General features: G+C 60.6%; 28 protein-coding genes and 1 tRNA gene. 10 read left to right on the top strand and 19 right to left on the bottom strand.

The annotated features are described in order from the left end of the window. Positions 1-108 precede the first annotated feature (108 nt). The 16 genes from ACXAEH_RS01750 to ACXAEH_RS01825 all read right to left on the bottom strand — a co-directional run bounded on the left by ACXAEH_RS01750 (position 109) and on the right by ACXAEH_RS01825 (position 7352). Positions 109-174: transfer RNA gene (locus ACXAEH_RS01750), tRNA-Cys, on the bottom strand. Positions 175-238: 64 nt separating this feature from the next. Next, positions 239-1219 carry a site-specific integrase gene (locus ACXAEH_RS01755; RefSeq protein ID WP_475030775.1) on the bottom strand — a complete coding sequence of 327 codons (981 nt, stop codon included), beginning with the start codon at positions 1217-1219 and terminating at the stop codon, positions 239-241. Continuing rightward, positions 1216-1398 carry a hypothetical protein gene (locus ACXAEH_RS01760; protein WP_475030776.1) on the bottom strand — a complete coding sequence of 61 codons (183 nt, stop codon included), beginning with the start codon at positions 1396-1398 and terminating at the stop codon, positions 1216-1218. Before ACXAEH_RS01760 ends, ACXAEH_RS01755 begins: the two co-directional genes overlap by 4 nt. Further along, the gene (locus ACXAEH_RS01765) at positions 1398-1793 is read right to left on the bottom strand and encodes a hypothetical protein (RefSeq protein ID WP_475030777.1); all 396 of its coding nucleotides are present in this window, start codon (positions 1791-1793) and stop codon (positions 1398-1400) included. Before ACXAEH_RS01765 ends, ACXAEH_RS01760 begins: the two co-directional genes overlap by 1 nt. Further along, on the bottom strand, positions 1786-2214 hold the full coding sequence (locus ACXAEH_RS01770; protein ID WP_475030778.1) for a hypothetical protein: 429 nt from the start codon (positions 2212-2214) through the stop codon (positions 1786-1788). The genes ACXAEH_RS01765 and ACXAEH_RS01770 overlap by 8 nt, the downstream gene beginning before the upstream one ends. After that, positions 2211-2507 carry a hypothetical protein gene (locus ACXAEH_RS01775; protein WP_475030779.1) on the bottom strand — a complete coding sequence of 99 codons (297 nt, stop codon included), beginning with the start codon at positions 2505-2507 and terminating at the stop codon, positions 2211-2213. Before ACXAEH_RS01775 ends, ACXAEH_RS01770 begins: the two co-directional genes overlap by 4 nt. Then, positions 2504-2761, bottom strand: a complete 258-nt coding sequence (locus ACXAEH_RS01780) for a DUF2312 domain-containing protein (protein ID WP_475030780.1) — start codon at positions 2759-2761, stop codon at positions 2504-2506. Before ACXAEH_RS01780 ends, ACXAEH_RS01775 begins: the two co-directional genes overlap by 4 nt. Continuing rightward, the gene (locus ACXAEH_RS01785) at positions 2754-3398 is read right to left on the bottom strand and encodes an HNH endonuclease (RefSeq protein ID WP_475030781.1); all 645 of its coding nucleotides are present in this window, start codon (positions 3396-3398) and stop codon (positions 2754-2756) included. The genes ACXAEH_RS01780 and ACXAEH_RS01785 overlap by 8 nt, the downstream gene beginning before the upstream one ends. Next, positions 3395-3634: a hypothetical protein gene (locus ACXAEH_RS01790; RefSeq protein ID WP_475030782.1), complete on the bottom strand. Its 240-nt coding sequence runs from the start codon at positions 3632-3634 to the stop codon at positions 3395-3397. The genes ACXAEH_RS01785 and ACXAEH_RS01790 overlap by 4 nt, the downstream gene beginning before the upstream one ends. A 173-nt stretch (positions 3635-3807) precedes the next feature. After that, positions 3808-4332 (bottom strand): HNH endonuclease signature motif containing protein, encoded by a 525-nt coding sequence (locus ACXAEH_RS01795; protein WP_475030783.1) that lies wholly within the window; start codon positions 4330-4332, stop codon positions 3808-3810. Further along, a complete protein-coding gene (locus tag ACXAEH_RS01800) occupies positions 4332-4679 on the bottom strand; it encodes a DUF968 domain-containing protein (protein WP_475030784.1) in 348 nt (115 codons plus the stop codon). Before ACXAEH_RS01800 ends, ACXAEH_RS01795 begins: the two co-directional genes overlap by 1 nt. Beyond that, complete coding sequence (locus ACXAEH_RS01805) at positions 4676-5161, bottom strand: hypothetical protein (RefSeq protein WP_475030785.1); 486 nt, start codon at positions 5159-5161, stop codon at positions 4676-4678. Before ACXAEH_RS01805 ends, ACXAEH_RS01800 begins: the two co-directional genes overlap by 4 nt. Then, positions 5161-5769 (bottom strand): lambda exonuclease family protein, encoded by a 609-nt coding sequence (locus ACXAEH_RS01810; RefSeq protein ID WP_475030786.1) that lies wholly within the window; start codon positions 5767-5769, stop codon positions 5161-5163. Before ACXAEH_RS01810 ends, ACXAEH_RS01805 begins: the two co-directional genes overlap by 1 nt. Next, positions 5766-6515: an ERF family protein gene (locus tag ACXAEH_RS01815; RefSeq protein ID WP_475030787.1), complete on the bottom strand. Its 750-nt coding sequence runs from the start codon at positions 6513-6515 to the stop codon at positions 5766-5768. Before ACXAEH_RS01815 ends, ACXAEH_RS01810 begins: the two co-directional genes overlap by 4 nt. Positions 6516-6621: 106 nt before the next feature. After that, positions 6622-6912 (bottom strand): hypothetical protein, encoded by a 291-nt coding sequence (locus ACXAEH_RS01820; RefSeq protein ID WP_475030788.1) that lies wholly within the window; start codon positions 6910-6912, stop codon positions 6622-6624. A 5-nt stretch (positions 6913-6917) separates the two neighbouring features. After that, positions 6918-7352 (bottom strand): hypothetical protein, encoded by a 435-nt coding sequence (locus ACXAEH_RS01825; RefSeq protein WP_475030789.1) that lies wholly within the window; start codon positions 7350-7352, stop codon positions 6918-6920. A gap of 195 nt (positions 7353-7547) precedes the next feature. Between ACXAEH_RS01825 and ACXAEH_RS01830 the strand changes: the two genes are divergently transcribed. Next, a complete protein-coding gene (locus ACXAEH_RS01830) occupies positions 7548-8207 on the top strand; it encodes a hypothetical protein (protein WP_475030790.1) in 660 nt (219 codons plus the stop codon). Here the strand turns inward: ACXAEH_RS01830 and ACXAEH_RS01835 are convergent. Then, positions 8187-8903 (bottom strand): helix-turn-helix domain-containing protein, encoded by a 717-nt coding sequence (locus tag ACXAEH_RS01835; protein ID WP_475030791.1) that lies wholly within the window; start codon positions 8901-8903, stop codon positions 8187-8189. The genes ACXAEH_RS01830 and ACXAEH_RS01835 overlap by 21 nt on opposite strands. Positions 8904-9090: 187 nt before the next feature. After that, entirely contained in the window at positions 9091-9432 is a 342-nt protein-coding gene (locus ACXAEH_RS01840; RefSeq protein WP_475030792.1) for a helix-turn-helix domain-containing protein, read from the bottom strand. An 85-nt stretch (positions 9433-9517) separates the two neighbouring features. Here ACXAEH_RS01840 and ACXAEH_RS01845 point away from each other — a divergent pair, with 85 nt between their 5' ends. The 3 genes from ACXAEH_RS01845 to ACXAEH_RS01855 are packed head-to-tail and all read left to right on the top strand — an operon-like array spanning position 9518 to position 10178. Next, positions 9518-9739, top strand: a complete 222-nt coding sequence (locus ACXAEH_RS01845) for a hypothetical protein (RefSeq protein WP_475030793.1) — start codon at positions 9518-9520, stop codon at positions 9737-9739. Continuing rightward, the gene (locus tag ACXAEH_RS01850; protein ID WP_475030794.1) at positions 9736-10059 is read left to right on the top strand and encodes a hypothetical protein; all 324 of its coding nucleotides are present in this window, start codon (positions 9736-9738) and stop codon (positions 10057-10059) included. Before ACXAEH_RS01845 ends, ACXAEH_RS01850 begins: the two co-directional genes overlap by 4 nt. Continuing rightward, positions 10056-10178, top strand: a complete 123-nt coding sequence (locus ACXAEH_RS01855) for a hypothetical protein (protein WP_475030795.1) — start codon at positions 10056-10058, stop codon at positions 10176-10178. The genes ACXAEH_RS01850 and ACXAEH_RS01855 overlap by 4 nt, the downstream gene beginning before the upstream one ends. 77 nt (positions 10179-10255) lie before the next feature. On the opposite strand, the gene ACXAEH_RS01860 is transcribed toward ACXAEH_RS01855, so the two are convergent. Beyond that, positions 10256-10438 carry a hypothetical protein gene (locus ACXAEH_RS01860; RefSeq protein ID WP_475030796.1) on the bottom strand — a complete coding sequence of 61 codons (183 nt, stop codon included), beginning with the start codon at positions 10436-10438 and terminating at the stop codon, positions 10256-10258. 206 nt (positions 10439-10644) lie between these two features. On the opposite strand from ACXAEH_RS01860, the gene ACXAEH_RS01865 reads away from it, so the two are divergent. The 6 genes from ACXAEH_RS01865 to ACXAEH_RS01890 are packed head-to-tail and all read left to right on the top strand — an operon-like array spanning position 10645 to position 13044. Beyond that, complete coding sequence (locus ACXAEH_RS01865) at positions 10645-11502, top strand: hypothetical protein (protein WP_475030797.1); 858 nt, start codon at positions 10645-10647, stop codon at positions 11500-11502. Then, positions 11499-11888, top strand: coding sequence for a helix-turn-helix domain-containing protein (locus ACXAEH_RS01870; protein WP_475030798.1), 390 nt, complete (start codon positions 11499-11501; stop codon positions 11886-11888). The genes ACXAEH_RS01865 and ACXAEH_RS01870 overlap by 4 nt, the downstream gene beginning before the upstream one ends. Beyond that, positions 11881-12039: a hypothetical protein gene (locus tag ACXAEH_RS01875; RefSeq protein WP_475030799.1), complete on the top strand. Its 159-nt coding sequence runs from the start codon at positions 11881-11883 to the stop codon at positions 12037-12039. Before ACXAEH_RS01870 ends, ACXAEH_RS01875 begins: the two co-directional genes overlap by 8 nt. Then, positions 12036-12209 carry a hypothetical protein gene (locus tag ACXAEH_RS01880; RefSeq protein ID WP_475030800.1) on the top strand — a complete coding sequence of 58 codons (174 nt, stop codon included), beginning with the start codon at positions 12036-12038 and terminating at the stop codon, positions 12207-12209. The genes ACXAEH_RS01875 and ACXAEH_RS01880 overlap by 4 nt, the downstream gene beginning before the upstream one ends. Next, positions 12206-12514 carry a hypothetical protein gene (locus ACXAEH_RS01885; RefSeq protein ID WP_475030801.1) on the top strand — a complete coding sequence of 103 codons (309 nt, stop codon included), beginning with the start codon at positions 12206-12208 and terminating at the stop codon, positions 12512-12514. Before ACXAEH_RS01880 ends, ACXAEH_RS01885 begins: the two co-directional genes overlap by 4 nt. Beyond that, positions 12511-13044 carry a helix-turn-helix domain-containing protein gene (locus ACXAEH_RS01890; RefSeq protein ID WP_475030802.1) on the top strand — a complete coding sequence of 178 codons (534 nt, stop codon included), beginning with the start codon at positions 12511-12513 and terminating at the stop codon, positions 13042-13044. The genes ACXAEH_RS01885 and ACXAEH_RS01890 overlap by 4 nt, the downstream gene beginning before the upstream one ends.

Genomic DNA, 13044 nt, shown 5'->3' on the forward strand with positions numbered 1-13044 from the left:
CAGCCGAATGGCCGCCGCGCAGCGGATTGCTCGAGTGCCGAACGGCGGTACAGGCTTCCGCTGGATCGCTAAGCCTTTGGCAAGGCACGGATTATCTGCGGGGAAGAGTGGAGGCGAGTACCGGAATCGAACCGGTGTACACGGATTTGCAATCCGAACCCAAGCCATTGATTTTAAACAATGTGGTGTTGAGAGAAAGGCGGAATAAAGCGGAAACAAACCGTGAAAGTTGCGAAGGCTACTTGCGCCTCCGCTGCGCTTCCAAAGCCCGCACCTTCTGCCGTGTCGAGCCTGCGTATTTGGCAATCATCGCCTTGGTGGTGTGGCCGGTCACAGCCGCAATCAGATCATCATCGCAGCCCAGTGCCGCCAGCTCCGCCGCCGCGGCATAGCGCAGCCCGTGCAGGTCGAATTCCTCGGCGCCAATCACCTTGCGCACGTTCATCACTGCCTCATGCGCACTGCGGTAGCTGGTCGGCTTGCCGTGGCCCCATGCGCAGATCGTCGGGCCAATCTTCTGCGTGTCCGCCAGGATGGCGCGCAGGTGCGAGGTGAACGGCACCCACAGCTTCGCACCGGTCTTTCCCTGCGCCACGTTGATGCCATCGCCTTCTATGTCGCTCCAGCGCATCTTGAGAACGTCGCCGATCCGCTGGCCGGTGCCAAGGCAGAGTTCGAAGACCAGCAGCGCCCGGCCGTCAGCCTTGGTGCGGAATTTCTCGATCATCTCCGGCGGCCACGGTTCGCGCGGTTTGGTGTCGGCCTTCAGCAGCGAAACGCCCTTGGCCGGGTTGTCGTCGCGCCAGCCAAGGTCAATCGCGTGTTCCATCAGAATCCGCACCACCTGCACAATGTAGTTGGCAAAGCGCACCGCGTCCGAGTTTGCGTCCCGGGCCCGGATCACGTCCTTGCGCCGCACGCTGTCAATCTGGATGGGCCCTAGCTTCTCCCGCACCCATGACAGCACCTTGTCGTAATCCCGCGCTGTGCGGGGCGCCAGGCGCTTGTATCGCTGGCTGCGCTCATAGTTCGCGACAAGGGCTGAGAATGTCTTGCCGGTGGCCGGGGAGGGTTGGGCCCCGTTCAGCAGGGCGGCGTACTCCAGCGCGAATTCCTTGGTCCCCGGGCGGCTATCAATCCGTGTGGTCTGATAGCCGCGGCGCTGGAAGTACAGCACGCCCTTCTTGTTGTAGACATGTGCCGGCAGGTCGCGTTTCATCGCTTGAAGTCCACAAGATCAATCGGGTTGCCGGACACTTCGACGCTCGGCGGGGTGACGTGGATCTTCCCGTCCGGGTCGATGGTCACAGAAAACCCCTGCGCCGCCCATTCGGTCACAGCCTTGCGCAGATCCGCCGGGCGCCAAAGCGGCTTGGTGACTGGTTCATGCTTGCCCATCAGCTTCCCTCCTTTGCGATGGGACGGAGGACTTCGATATGCGCATCCAGCCAGGGGCCGTAGAAGGTTCGTGGAGTTTCTTTCAGCATCAACAGATGCGGCAGGATCATCTGTGCGTGCTCTTTAGTGATCGGCCTCTGTTCCGGCGTTACCTGTGGGGGCTGGGAGGATGCCTTGCCCACGGCAACACCAACTTGATAGGCACGCCGGTTTGGTGCTGAGATTGCAGCAGCGATTTCGCGGGCGATGGCTTGCGGGTCATCGGTCCCAAGGACTGCGAGTTGACCTATGCACGCGCCAGCTTCATTGAGGAGCAGGATCGACTGCCCCACGACTGATGAATACGCAGCGGCTTCGGCGCTATGGATGGTCGGCAGTTCGGGTTGATCAGTCATTGGGGGTATCCTTCCGCTTGCGCAGGGTGTCGGCCAGGATCGTGAAGGTGTTTCGGCCATCCGACCCCTGCGGGTAGTGGCTGGCGTAATGCTCTGACAGCTCCGCTGCCTCCTCCAGCGCCGCCTTGCGCCCGGCTTCTCTTCCGGCATTGTGCGCTGCTTCCCACTGGTCCCGGGCCGCGGCGCGCTCGCGGGTGATCATGTCTGCCAGATCGTGGGTGCTGATGCTCTCCAGCAATCCAGGTGCATCCTCTCCGCCGCAAATGACATAGGCCAAATCATAGGCGCGGTTCTCGGCGGTATCCCGCTCGGCCGCCAGCGCCCGCATTAACGCGGCATCCGCGGACTGGCGGTCATGGGCGACGTGATCAAGGTGCTGGCAGCGGGCCTCTACGGCCTCTGTGCTTGTGTCGATGCTCACGCTGCATCCTCCATCCAGAACGGGGGCTGTTCCCCCAGAAGCTCCCACCCGGCATGGGTGAGAGTAAGGCGGCCTGACGGCTCCTTGCGGTCCACAAGGCCCGCGTTCAGCAGGCTGTAGAGCGAAGTCGGGAAGGACTTGTTGCCCCTCCCCAGCTTCTGCTGCAGATCCCAGGACTTCGGCGGCCGGCGCATTTTGTTCGCTGCGTCCTTCAGCTCGTGCATGATCCGCATCGCCTGTTCGTCGGCGCGGATGCGGTCGGTAAGCGAGGGGATGGGGGCAAAGAAGGTCACAGGCCGACAGCCTCCGCGTACATCTCGAAAACGGCGGCTTCTTCTGCGCGCTGGTCCGGGTCTTTCTTGCGCTCGGCAATGATCTTGCGCATGATTTTCGTATCGTAGCCGCGGCCCTTGGCTTCGGCGAACACCTCTTTCTGCTGCTCAGCGGCGGTCTGTTTTTCCGTTTCGAGCCGTTCCACCCGCTCAATAAAGGCGCGCAACTCGCCCGCGGTCACGCGCTGGCTCTCGGTGGTGTCGGTGTCATGCATGGGTGTCTCCTTTCTCCGCCTCTCGGGCGGCATGCTCTAGTTTCGCAATGGCAAGCAGGGCGGGCTTCACTTCCGGCTCTGCATCATCATAGTTGAGCCGCCTCCATCTCCCGCCAGCGAGGCGAGGAAGAAGTGCGCGCGGGATGGCCTCCCAGTTGCTCGGCTCAGTGTTGGTTTTGTCGCCATCCAGGCACTTGAGGCAGTGCCCCTCCGGCAGTGGCCCGTTGGCTTCTTCCCAGCGCAGCAGGTGCACCAGCTGCCAGCGGGTTTTCGAAGGCTGGCCGTCGTGCATCTTGCGCTCGATATACCCGTCCTTGCTCGTGCGATCGGTTCCGATAGGCTTGTAGCGATCCGCCGCGCGGCCATTGATCTGCCCGCGCTTAAAGTGACCTTTCTCAGAACCAGCCACTTTGAACGGCTTGCCTTTATTGTGCGGTTTGTGCCCCCGGCCAAAGCAGCCGGAGCGGCCAGTTTTCCACCCATTGCGGTTGCAGAGGGCTTTGTAGTTATCGACTGATACGTCGGAACGCCCAAACCTAGCGCAGAACTCGGCGTGTGCGTCTCTGCGGGGGCGCTTGGCGTTTACCTTGACCCACGCCAGTTCTTCTGCGCTGTATGCGATCTGTCGGCCCTTCATTGCTTTGCGCCACCAATCTGGGGAAGGTGCGGCAGGACAGACGCGCCATGCTCAGCAAACAGCTTGGCCGCCTTGAGTTGAAGATCTGCGTTGCTGGTAATTTTGTCTGCCACGGAAACCATAGCCCCCGCGCGCTTCACCTCCTGGTCGATCTGCTCTGCCGACATACCCTCATCAGACAGCCTCTCAAGCTGTGCGAACAGGTGGTCATTCAGGTCGGTCAGTTTGTTCTTCACTGCTCTTTCTCCTGTCTCACTGGTTCTCAGAAAGTGACCGGGCGGTGAAACGTCGCGTTTCGGTAGCAAAGGTCAGCCCGACCAAACGTTTCGCTCGTGTGCTCTGCGGCCTGCGCGGGATGCGGAGGCTTCGGACGTATGGTTGTGGTCTGTGCCCGGTCACTGTCAGAGGATCAGCGGATCCTGTCTTGCGTTGGCGCGCGGCCGTGGTTCGGGTGGTACCCAAGCACTCGCTCAGCGGCCTTCCTGGCAATCACAGCGTCCGACTTGTCCGCGAAAAGGCCGAGTCCAACCGTTTTGCCAAAGGCGCTGATCTGGGCACACCACTTTCCGGTTTGCCGGTGCAGGTACACGCCGCACACACCGGAGGTGTTGTTTGAGTTCATGGCGGAATTTCTGGCGTTTTCCGCGTTCACAACGTCACGAAGGTTCTCGATGCGGTTGTCTGTCCGGTCGCCGTTGATATGGTCAACCTGACCAGTCGGCCATTCGCCGTGATGCAATGCCCATGCCGCCCTGTGCGCCGAAATCGTTGTGCTCTTGCCGTTGCACTTAAAGTTGCTGACAAGGTAGCCGCGCTTCCCTTTGTGGGTGAAGGCTCGCCGCCCGGCCAATCTTTGCCCTTCGCGCCAATAAATGTTTCCCGTCTCAGGGTCGTACCGAAGCCGCCCTTTCAATTCTTCGACAGAGATTTTCATTAGAAATCCACCTCTATATCAGACACATCGGCTCGCGTTGGCGCGATGTACGAGTAGTCCTTGCCGTAAAGGCTGTGAAACTCAGACCGGTGCAAATGGAACAGTCGGTGGTCGTGCGAGCAGAGCGGGATTGCATCAGCATCAGCCGACTTCTGAGCCGCGCCAGGTAGCTGGACATACAGCCCCTGTTCGTCGTGATCTGGCCTATCCCTGCAATGGTGCGCTTCACTCGGCCCTGTCCGCCCGCAGGCCGCACACGGCAGGGACCGGACCTTGCGCAGGTATTCGGCGTCCTTCTTGGCCTTGGGCTGCTTGAGGCCCAAAGGCCCGCGGTTGGCGATGTTCATGGCCGCACCCCCAGCAAGGCATGTCCCCAATCCAGCACGTCTGCCTTGGACTTGTGGAAACGCTCTTTGCCCATTGCCTTGAAGGACTGGCTGTGCGGGGTTGAGCAGATCACCAGCGGGCCGCGGACCACCACCAGGGCGTAGCCGTGCGCCTTGCGGGCATTGGCCGCCACAACCGGCGCAACCCGGCAGGCCACCTCGTGGCTTTCGCAGTCAATGGTGTCCACATCGCAGTGGCCGGTGGCGATCAGGCCGTGCTTACGGAAGGCTTCGGGCGAGGCAGCATAGGGCGCGTTGCCGTGCTGATGCGGCAAGTTGGCCCAGAGGTCATGGAGCTCCGCAAACTGGTGGTTGTGCGATTGCTGGCTGCGCTGCTTCTCGCGCAGGGCGTCGGCCAGAGCATAGGCCCAATCGGCCGGCACCCACTCTTTGCCATCCAGCACCATCGCCGCGGGTTTGAAGTTCAGGGGATGCTGTGACATTAGGCAGCCGCCTTTCCGTTGAGCTTGTGGACCATCGCCTCAACGTCCCGCAGGAAGGCGCGGACGGCGGCCTCCATGTCGCTGATCGCCTCGCTGTCAGCCTCGATGCGCACAATGTGCAGCGCCAGGTCGTCGGGCAGGTCAGGGCAGAACGACACGAAATCGCACCACTCGCGGCCCGTGCAAGCCATCTGCCACTGCACCTGCTCGCGGTATGCCTTCTTGATCACGCCGCCGGTCATGACCCGGATATGCTCGGTTGGCTGGGGGCATTTGATCTCGACAAGTCCCGGCTCGCCCACCAGCCCGTCAGGCGATGCGCCGGCCATGCTGATTGACGGGTGGTCGATAAAATCAACCTCCTGCACCATCCGGCCTGTGGTCATGGTGTACATCGCCCGCGCCTGCGGCTCAGTCTCATTGCCCTGATCCATGGCGGCGCTCTTGAATGTCTCGGTAGGGCGCCCGGTCAGCCGTTCGCAAACAAGCTGCGCGCGGTAGTTCTGGTATCCGGCCTTGCTGGTGTCCATCATGGCATCGTTGACCTTGGAGGCGGTCACTTTGCCCAGGCGCAGGGCGTGCCATTCGTCGGTGCCTTGCTGTATCATTGCTGCGCGCTCCGGTCTTTGATGGTCTGGCGCAGACGGCCAGCAACGCGGGCGAAGTGCTGCGCGGGCAGGTCATGCAGCGCGCCGAGCTTTTCAGCAGTGCAGACGATTTCCTCGGTGATGCCCGCTTCTTCGATCAGCTCGCGCAGCTCGTCATACTGGCTGGCGCTGATCGGCTCGCCGCGGCCGGCGGCTTGGCCGTCGTCATCGTCGCTGGTGGCGACATCGAAGATCATGCTGAACAGATACCGGCGCGCATAGCTGGCCGTGCTTCCGAATGCATGGGTCTGAGTTTTGTTTGCCGTACCCTTCATGCCTTTGTCATCAAGGGGGATTTCGGCGATGCCGCTTTCTTCATGGCCGCCCTGGTGGCGCAGCGTCCAGCGCACCGCCATCATTCCGGGCTTCTCCGTCGCCGCCGGAAACGTCGAGAATGAGAACCCGTGCCGCGCGACAATGGGCTTGCAGGCCGCATAGATGGCGGCGAGGTCGGCGTACTTGGACCGGGTTTGGTCGTTGTTCTTGTTCTTGGCTACGGGTGTGATTTCGGCCTGACAGGCTGCCATAGCATCGCTGAAAGCGCGGCGCGCGGACTCCGCGTCCATCCGCTCTTTCATGGCAAGCATCCGCTCCAGCTTGTCCAAATCGGCGCTGGGGTCCATCACAACCCGCTCGATCATGCTCACCATCGGGTCAGCAGCGGGCAGGGCGGCCTCTTGCGGCTGGACTTGTGCAACTTGGTTCATATCTCGCTCCTAAGAAAAGTCCCCCAGCGGCGCAGAGTTGCGGCAATGCTGCCGCCGGGGGTGAGTGGGGCGCCGGGACGTTGGCGGTATGGCGCCCGAGGGGAGTTCAGTGAGGGCAGATGGGCGGGAACAGATGCGCCCAGGCTGCATTGGCCAGAAACAGGGCCAGGAGGGCGAGGGAGGCGGCAATGATCACCGCCGCCGCCCAGGAGTGCAGCCAGCGCTGCGGCTCCTCTTGGCCCCCGTTGTAGTCCTCAAAGACCTGCGCGCTGCGGCCCCGGTTCTCGGCGTCGAATTCATCCCGGCGGGCTGTCCGTTGTGAGTGGTGGCTGCTTGCCGCCGGGGCGGAGGTGGCCATGCGGCGCGCCTCCTGAATGATTGGGGTGTCGGTATGCATGACGGTCACTCCGCCGCCAGAGCGCTGCCAAGAGCGCGGTCGCCGTTTTCGTATTCGGTCTGGATCTGCTCGCAGAGAAACAGCTCATAGCTGCCCAAATCCGCCTTTGCGGCTGCGGTGTCCTCGCTGATGAAGTTCAGCAGGTCGCAGTTGTAGGGATCAGCCAGATTGCGGCGGATGGTGTGGCCGGACACCTTCACGGCGATAATCTCGCCGGTCACGGTCCATGTCTCGGTCAGGTAGCCGGTGGACGGGTCCGCATCCTCGCGGGTCACGTCGAAGGTAAAACCCGCCTCAACCGCAAGAGAACCGCTGTCGATATCGAAATCCTCAAGGTGCAGCATTTCACTGTAGCGGCGGCGCGGCTTGCGACCGGCCAGGCTCAGGTTTGCGCGGGTGGCGCCGTAGTAGTTCTGGATCGTCTCGACTGCGCTGTTCATCTCGGTTCTCCCTTTGCTTGAGAACTAAGATAATTTGGCAATTGCCAAACATCAAGTGAAAAATTGGCTTTTGCCAAATTTTGCCGAAACCGCGTTTGCGGCACGCGGCCGATATTCGTAGTCACCCTTGAGTCGAATGTGCAGTCTTCCGACAGCCAAAGCGTGTGTTTTGGCGTGTCAAGAAAGGAAGACAGAATGATCGAAGATGCTATCTCAGCGCGCCTCGGGGAACTTGATGGGCGCCTGGCAAGATGGGGCCTTGAGGCGGTGCAGGTCAGTGAACCGGCAGAGATAAAGGCCATGATGGCCGGCGTTGGCAAAAGGAGCGTCCACCCGGTCTCGGAGATCGAACCCGGGCAGATAGAAAATGGGGCAGCCTTTTGGCTTGCGCTCAAGAGGGATGGTGTTTTTGTGGCCTGCATCTCCGCAAGGTTCGCGAACCTGACTGGCGAGAGGTTCGAAAGATACTGGCGGGAGCTGTGCGCGAGCAAGTACCCAAGCCGCGAATGCCCAGTGGCGTCTGTGTCGCCGGGCGTCCAAGACGCCTTGCACGGTAAGCTTGTCTACTTCGGTGGGGTGCAGGTCGCCGAGGCGGAGCAGGGCAACATCTCGAAGTTGAGCGCGCTCGTGGAGTATGCGAAACTCCTCTCGCTGAGCCTGTGGCGCTTTGACCGGCTGTACACGATCATCAATCTGGAGCACCGGCCGCTGGCGCGCGTGTACAAGTTCGGGCAAATCATCGACAACGCGGTGCAGTGGGTTTCGCCGATACCGGAAGGGCTGGCGAACAATCAGGTCTTTCTTGTGGAGGACAGGGAAACCTTCGAGGGGCGGCTAGCCCTTCAGCCAAGTTAACTTAGAGAAAACGGCGGTTACAGGAAGCCCATCATCATTTGTCACCTTCATGGTGATCTTCCTGTAGCCGGCCACCACCTTTTGCCCCTTGATGACCTCGTCAATCACCTCGTCGGTCACAACAAACCCGCGTCCCTGTGCGGCCCAATGTGATTCCATGGCATGGTTCAATCTGGCTTGGTTCATTGCGCCTACCGTCTGGTAATAGTCGTCCTTGCAAGAGAACAAGAGGCGCTCCATGGTTATGCTGTTGCTGCCAAAGCTGATCGGATGCATCAGGCGGTCAGTCGCCTCGACTGGCTTGTAGAGATCCACCTGGTCGGCAAACCACTGCCAGTTTTTCAGTTGCGCGCCTTCTTCCCTGTACCAGTCCAGGATGTGGTCGGAGGTCACGTCGAAGCCGGCCCGCGTCACTTTGGCGCGCTGGAGATTGACCTTGCGGGCAAGGCGCGTATCTTCGGCGCCGCGCTGGCTATCGGGGTCGCTGCTCTGCGGAAAGAAGAAGTTCAGGGGGACGCCTAGGACCTCGGAAAGAAGCGCGACGGTTGAGGCCGGGATATCCCGCTGCAGCCTGATTTGGTTGAATGTGGTGTTGTAGTTCAGGCCAGCCTGGGCGCAAGCGCGCTTCAGGCTGATGCCCGAGATTTCGCAGGCAGCCTTGATGCGCTCCCCAACGATGGCCCTAAATTCGTTCATGCTTCTACCCGCAAGAAATGGACATATGACAACTATTTGGGGAATAGTTGACACTCGGTCAATAGGGGTACAACAATCTTAGCGCGAACCGTACTCGCGAATGGGCAGAATTGATAGGGAAGTATCGTGAACGATAAGATGCGAAGTGGGAAAGGAAAGTTGGAAGTTTTGGCCTTACTGCGGGAGATCAGTGGTCTTCCTGCTGGCCCTTCGCGCGCATCGCTTCTGCAGCGGCTTTCAGAACACGAAGCTCTTCCTGAGATAGCTGATCTAATAGATCTTGCAGTTCGCCGCGGAGGCCGCCGTCCGGATCATCAATCGGATCGCCGTGCAGCAAATGCCCAGGCGGGACGCTGAGAGCGGTAGCGACTTTCCCCAGCGCGTCAGCGTTTGGAATGGCGTTCTCGCGCCGCCCCCATGTGTGTATTTGATGGTACGGGACGCCTGACGCACGGGACAGTTCGGCAACGCTCATGCCGAGATGCTTAATGCGTTCTTCAAGTCTCTGATAGAATGCGCTTTTCGTCATGTTGCCATGTTAATATTGGCAGTTGCCAAGAGCAATTTGGCATTTGCCGATTGACAAAAGTTGGCAGATGCCAAAAAATGGCGCTATGCCAAACACCGATATCATCAAGACGATCGATCAAATCGCCAAGGAAAGTGGGCTGAAAGCGTCCACGATTGGCCTCCGCGCTTGCGGTGATGCTCTGCTGTATGCCCGCGCCAAAAAGAGGAAGGCGCAGGACGAAGAAAGGCAGGCGAAGCTTAAAGCGTACCAGAGGGAGCTGAGGGCTGCCCGCAAGAAGAAATCCAGCGAGGAGCGCCAGCAATGACCGGCGCTCCCGCTTCTGGTGGTATGTCTGTTTCCTCTGCACGTATCAGACGTGTGCATGAGGGATGGAAAAATCTTGCAAAAAGGACTGGTTGCAAGAAATCGGCGCGCAAACTGTTCGCCGATCTGCTCTGGGCGGCGTTCCCGTCCTCCAATGAAAGCGAGCTGTCGCGCATTGCGGCGCGCGCTCTGGGTGTTGCCCCGCGCACCGTCACCAACTGGCTGCAATGCCAGAACGACGCGCCCAGCACGGTTGTGTTCACCGTCCTGCTGATCGCCGGCGCAGAGGTTGTCTTTCAGCGCATGGAGGGGCCGAAGTGAGCTTTTACTGGCACCTCCTTGCGCGCTGGTACGAAGCCCGCGCGCGCCGTGCTTACCGCCGCCTTGTCCGCTTCAAGGCCAAGGCCGAGGCCGCCATCCGCAAGATGGGGGAAGGGTGATGCGTCATTCCAAAGAAAGCCAAGGCTGCCAGCACCATTGGGCAGACCCTCGGAGCATCTGGGTTGCCCGGCTGTACTCACTGCTGCTCGTCCTGATCATCTTCCATTTGATCATGCTTCACGCGCTCCTTTTTGGTTACATACCGACGGCCTTTGGTGATTACCCATTTGAGCGTCCCGGACTGCAGCAGAAACAAGAGTGCAGCAAGGAAAGGGATAGCTATGGCGCTTAGGTCCGAAATCTCTTCTAGCAGGGTCACACGGACTCCTTTCGTTCAACATTGGCGTGTTGCGAAAGGTGCGCGCAACCAGGGCGGCAGTAAAGCCTTGGTTGCGCATCTATTTCCGCCCTGACCGTTCTTCCCGATCCCTGAACCCCCAACAGAGGCAGTGGTCAGTCGAGCAGTAACAAGCCGGGCGTTGAATTTTTCCGGCACCAGATTGACCCCCAAAGAGTGATTTCCCGATGAGCGACCGCAAGGGCTTTGAGCCAATTCCCGAAGTGGCGGAAGGCTTCGGCCTTACCCGCACCTCCTTTGTAGACAACCCTTCTGACACCCTGGAACTCCTCTGGCTGCGTCCCAACCAGATCGTGATTGACCGCACGTATCAGCGCCGGGTTTCTGACGGCGGGTTGGTTCGGATCAAGCGCGCCCTCAAGGATTTCGACTGGCGCAAATTCGGTGCAATCTCCGTGGTCCCTGTCGGTGATGATCTTTACGCCTGCATCGACGGTCAGCACCGGGCGATCATGGCTTGGTCCGCAGGCGCCTCGGTTGTGCCGGCGGTGGCCTTCAAGGCGGATGTGGCAGACCAGGCCAAGGCCTTTGTCGGCGTCAACGTGAACCGTACCTCTGTTGCCAGCATCGACAAGTTCCGCGCCCGCGTTGCGGCTGGCGATGATGCTGCGGTTAAGGCGCAGGAAATCATGGATGAACTCGGCATCAGCGCAGACGTTGCCGTAGGCTGCTCGCTTGCCCCGCATCAAACGCGCGCCGTTGCCAAGCTTGAGAAGCTGGTGAAGGTGATTGGCCGGGGGCTGACCTTCACCACGCTCGAAATGCTGCGGGATGCGCAGCCGTCGCAGCCGAACCTCCTGACAGCCTTCGCTGTAGAGGCGACGGGCGCGGCGGTTGCCAAACTCGTTGACGCTGAGGCCGACTTGGATCGTCTGGAAAAAGTGCTGGCTGATATCGACTTTGACAGCCTCAAGGACGATTGCCGCCAGCTCGTGAAGCTGCAGGGCGGCCAGCTTGCCCGCCATGGCACCGCATCCATTCTGCGCCTCTACAACAAGGGCCTGCGCGAAAAGGTGGTGGCATGAGCAGCATCGCCCAGATCCGCGAAGCCGCCTATGACATGAAGCCGCTTGAGGCCGTGGATTATCTTCTCGGCGTTATCGAGCAGAGCTTGCCGGTCTTCGCTGCCAAAGATCATCCGGTTGACCGTTGGGGCGTTCACCTGCCGCGCTCGGAGCGGTTGATTGCTGCCACGCTATTCGACAGGGCGCCGAATGTGGTTGCCCGGGATGAGCTGTTCGACATGATCTATTCGACCAAGCCGGCTGGTGACGTGCCCGACCCAAAGATCATCCGCGCGCTGATCTGCAGGCTCCGCAAGCGCATTCCAGCCTGCCGGGGCAAGATCGTCTGCCACTGGGGCCGCGGCTACTCCTTCCAGAAATGGGACAAGGAGCGCGGCTATGTCTGACCCGGTTCTTGCTGCCATCGCCCGCCAGAAAGCCTCCTGCTGCTTGTTCGCTCTCCGCATTGTGCTGCGCCGGGACGGCAAGTGGAACGACGATCTGCACGGCCCTGCCTTCGACGCAAAGACACAAGAGCTGGAGGCAAACTGGAAATGAACCGCACCGCCGCCATCACCGCCTATAAGGCCGCCAAGGCCCGCAAGGACACCCGGGGCCAGCACAGCGCCCGTGAGGCCGCCTATCGCGCCACGCATGCCATTCTGGCGAACCCGCCCCGCAAATCGCTCGCTGCCCGTCTCTGGGCGCGCATCTGGGGGAAAGCATGAGCAGACGTTACGCAGCCAAGGTGGACGCCAACCAGGGTGAAATCGTCAAGGCCCTGCGCGCGGCTGGCGCAACCGTCACGCCGACGCACACGGCAGGTGAAGGCTTCCCGGATCTCGCCGTTGGCTTCCGGGGGCAGAATTTCCTGATCGAGGTGAAGGACGGCGCCAAGCCTCCCAGCGAGCGCAAGCTGACCCCGCCGCAGGTGAAATGGCACGCCACATGGACCGGGCAAAAGGCCGTCGTCTCGAGCGTGGCCGAGGCTCTGGCGGTTCTGGGCATCGAATATCGAGAGGTGATCCAATGAGCGGCATTGCATTGATTTGGGCGGCGAATGTGAAGGGCCTGAAGCCTGCCGCTAAGGTGGTGCTGATCCAGCTGGCGGACTTCCACAACAAGGAGACCGGGCGCTGCAATCCCTCCGCTCAGCGGCTCGCTGATGAGTGCGAAATGGACCGGGCAACCGTGTTCCGGCACCTCAAATCCCTGGAGGAATTTGGCCTCGTCACCCGTCACGCAAAGGGTGACGACAAGGGTGGGCGCGGGTCAAACCAGTACGAGCTGCATCTAGATGTGGTGTTGGGCCCCTCATCCAAGCACAAGGAAAAGTCGCAAAATGCGACGGGGGGAAAAGTCGCAAAATGCGACGGGAAAAGTCGCACCCCTGCGACGGGGGTAGTCGCAAATTGCGACACGAACCTCACCAATGAACCTGGAAAGAACCTATCCCCCCAACCCCCCAGAGGGGGGCGAAGGAGGAGGGATGAAAATTCTTTTGGGGTTTCAGAGGAGCTGAAGCAACGGCTTCTCAGCAAATACACCGGGACAGGAGGCTGA

Source organism: Leisingera sp. ABM4_060, from assembly GCF_056158765.1.

What these genes read in the sequence shown, in the direction of transcription:
- ACXAEH_RS01755 (WP_475030775.1), bottom strand. Translation starts at nt 1,219, where the DNA reads ATGAAACGCGACCTGCCGGCACATGTCTACAACAAGAAGGGCGTGCTG.
- ACXAEH_RS01760 (WP_475030776.1), bottom strand. Translation starts at nt 1,398, where the DNA reads ATGGGCAAGCATGAACCAGTCACCAAGCCGCTTTGGCGCCCGGCGGAT.
- ACXAEH_RS01765 (WP_475030777.1), bottom strand. Translation starts at nt 1,793, where the DNA reads ATGACTGATCAACCCGAACTGCCGACCATCCATAGCGCCGAAGCCGCT.
- ACXAEH_RS01780 (WP_475030780.1), bottom strand. Translation starts at nt 2,761, where the DNA reads ATGCATGACACCGACACCACCGAGAGCCAGCGCGTGACCGCGGGCGAG.
- ACXAEH_RS01785 (WP_475030781.1), bottom strand. Translation starts at nt 3,398, where the DNA reads ATGAAGGGCCGACAGATCGCATACAGCGCAGAAGAACTGGCGTGGGTC.
- ACXAEH_RS01795 (WP_475030783.1), bottom strand. Translation starts at nt 4,332, where the DNA reads ATGAAAATCTCTGTCGAAGAATTGAAAGGGCGGCTTCGGTACGACCCT.
- ACXAEH_RS01800 (WP_475030784.1), bottom strand. Translation starts at nt 4,679, where the DNA reads ATGAACATCGCCAACCGCGGGCCTTTGGGCCTCAAGCAGCCCAAGGCC.
- ACXAEH_RS01805 (WP_475030785.1), bottom strand. Translation starts at nt 5,161, where the DNA reads ATGTCACAGCATCCCCTGAACTTCAAACCCGCGGCGATGGTGCTGGAT.
- ACXAEH_RS01810 (WP_475030786.1), bottom strand. Translation starts at nt 5,769, where the DNA reads ATGATACAGCAAGGCACCGACGAATGGCACGCCCTGCGCCTGGGCAAA.
- ACXAEH_RS01815 (WP_475030787.1), bottom strand. Translation starts at nt 6,515, where the DNA reads ATGAACCAAGTTGCACAAGTCCAGCCGCAAGAGGCCGCCCTGCCCGCT.
- ACXAEH_RS01820 (WP_475030788.1), bottom strand. Translation starts at nt 6,912, where the DNA reads ATGCATACCGACACCCCAATCATTCAGGAGGCGCGCCGCATGGCCACC.
- ACXAEH_RS01825 (WP_475030789.1), bottom strand. Translation starts at nt 7,352, where the DNA reads ATGAACAGCGCAGTCGAGACGATCCAGAACTACTACGGCGCCACCCGC.
- ACXAEH_RS01830 (WP_475030790.1), top strand. Translation starts at nt 7,548, where the DNA reads ATGATCGAAGATGCTATCTCAGCGCGCCTCGGGGAACTTGATGGGCGC.
- ACXAEH_RS01835 (WP_475030791.1), bottom strand. Translation starts at nt 8,903, where the DNA reads ATGAACGAATTTAGGGCCATCGTTGGGGAGCGCATCAAGGCTGCCTGC.
- ACXAEH_RS01840 (WP_475030792.1), bottom strand. Translation starts at nt 9,432, where the DNA reads ATGACGAAAAGCGCATTCTATCAGAGACTTGAAGAACGCATTAAGCAT.
- ACXAEH_RS01845 (WP_475030793.1), top strand. Translation starts at nt 9,518, where the DNA reads ATGCCAAACACCGATATCATCAAGACGATCGATCAAATCGCCAAGGAA.
- ACXAEH_RS01850 (WP_475030794.1), top strand. Translation starts at nt 9,736, where the DNA reads ATGACCGGCGCTCCCGCTTCTGGTGGTATGTCTGTTTCCTCTGCACGT.
- ACXAEH_RS01865 (WP_475030797.1), top strand. Translation starts at nt 10,645, where the DNA reads ATGAGCGACCGCAAGGGCTTTGAGCCAATTCCCGAAGTGGCGGAAGGC.
- ACXAEH_RS01870 (WP_475030798.1), top strand. Translation starts at nt 11,499, where the DNA reads ATGAGCAGCATCGCCCAGATCCGCGAAGCCGCCTATGACATGAAGCCG.
- ACXAEH_RS01875 (WP_475030799.1), top strand. Translation starts at nt 11,881, where the DNA reads ATGTCTGACCCGGTTCTTGCTGCCATCGCCCGCCAGAAAGCCTCCTGC.
- ACXAEH_RS01880 (WP_475030800.1), top strand. Translation starts at nt 12,036, where the DNA reads ATGAACCGCACCGCCGCCATCACCGCCTATAAGGCCGCCAAGGCCCGC.
- ACXAEH_RS01885 (WP_475030801.1), top strand. Translation starts at nt 12,206, where the DNA reads ATGAGCAGACGTTACGCAGCCAAGGTGGACGCCAACCAGGGTGAAATC.
- ACXAEH_RS01890 (WP_475030802.1), top strand. Translation starts at nt 12,511, where the DNA reads ATGAGCGGCATTGCATTGATTTGGGCGGCGAATGTGAAGGGCCTGAAG.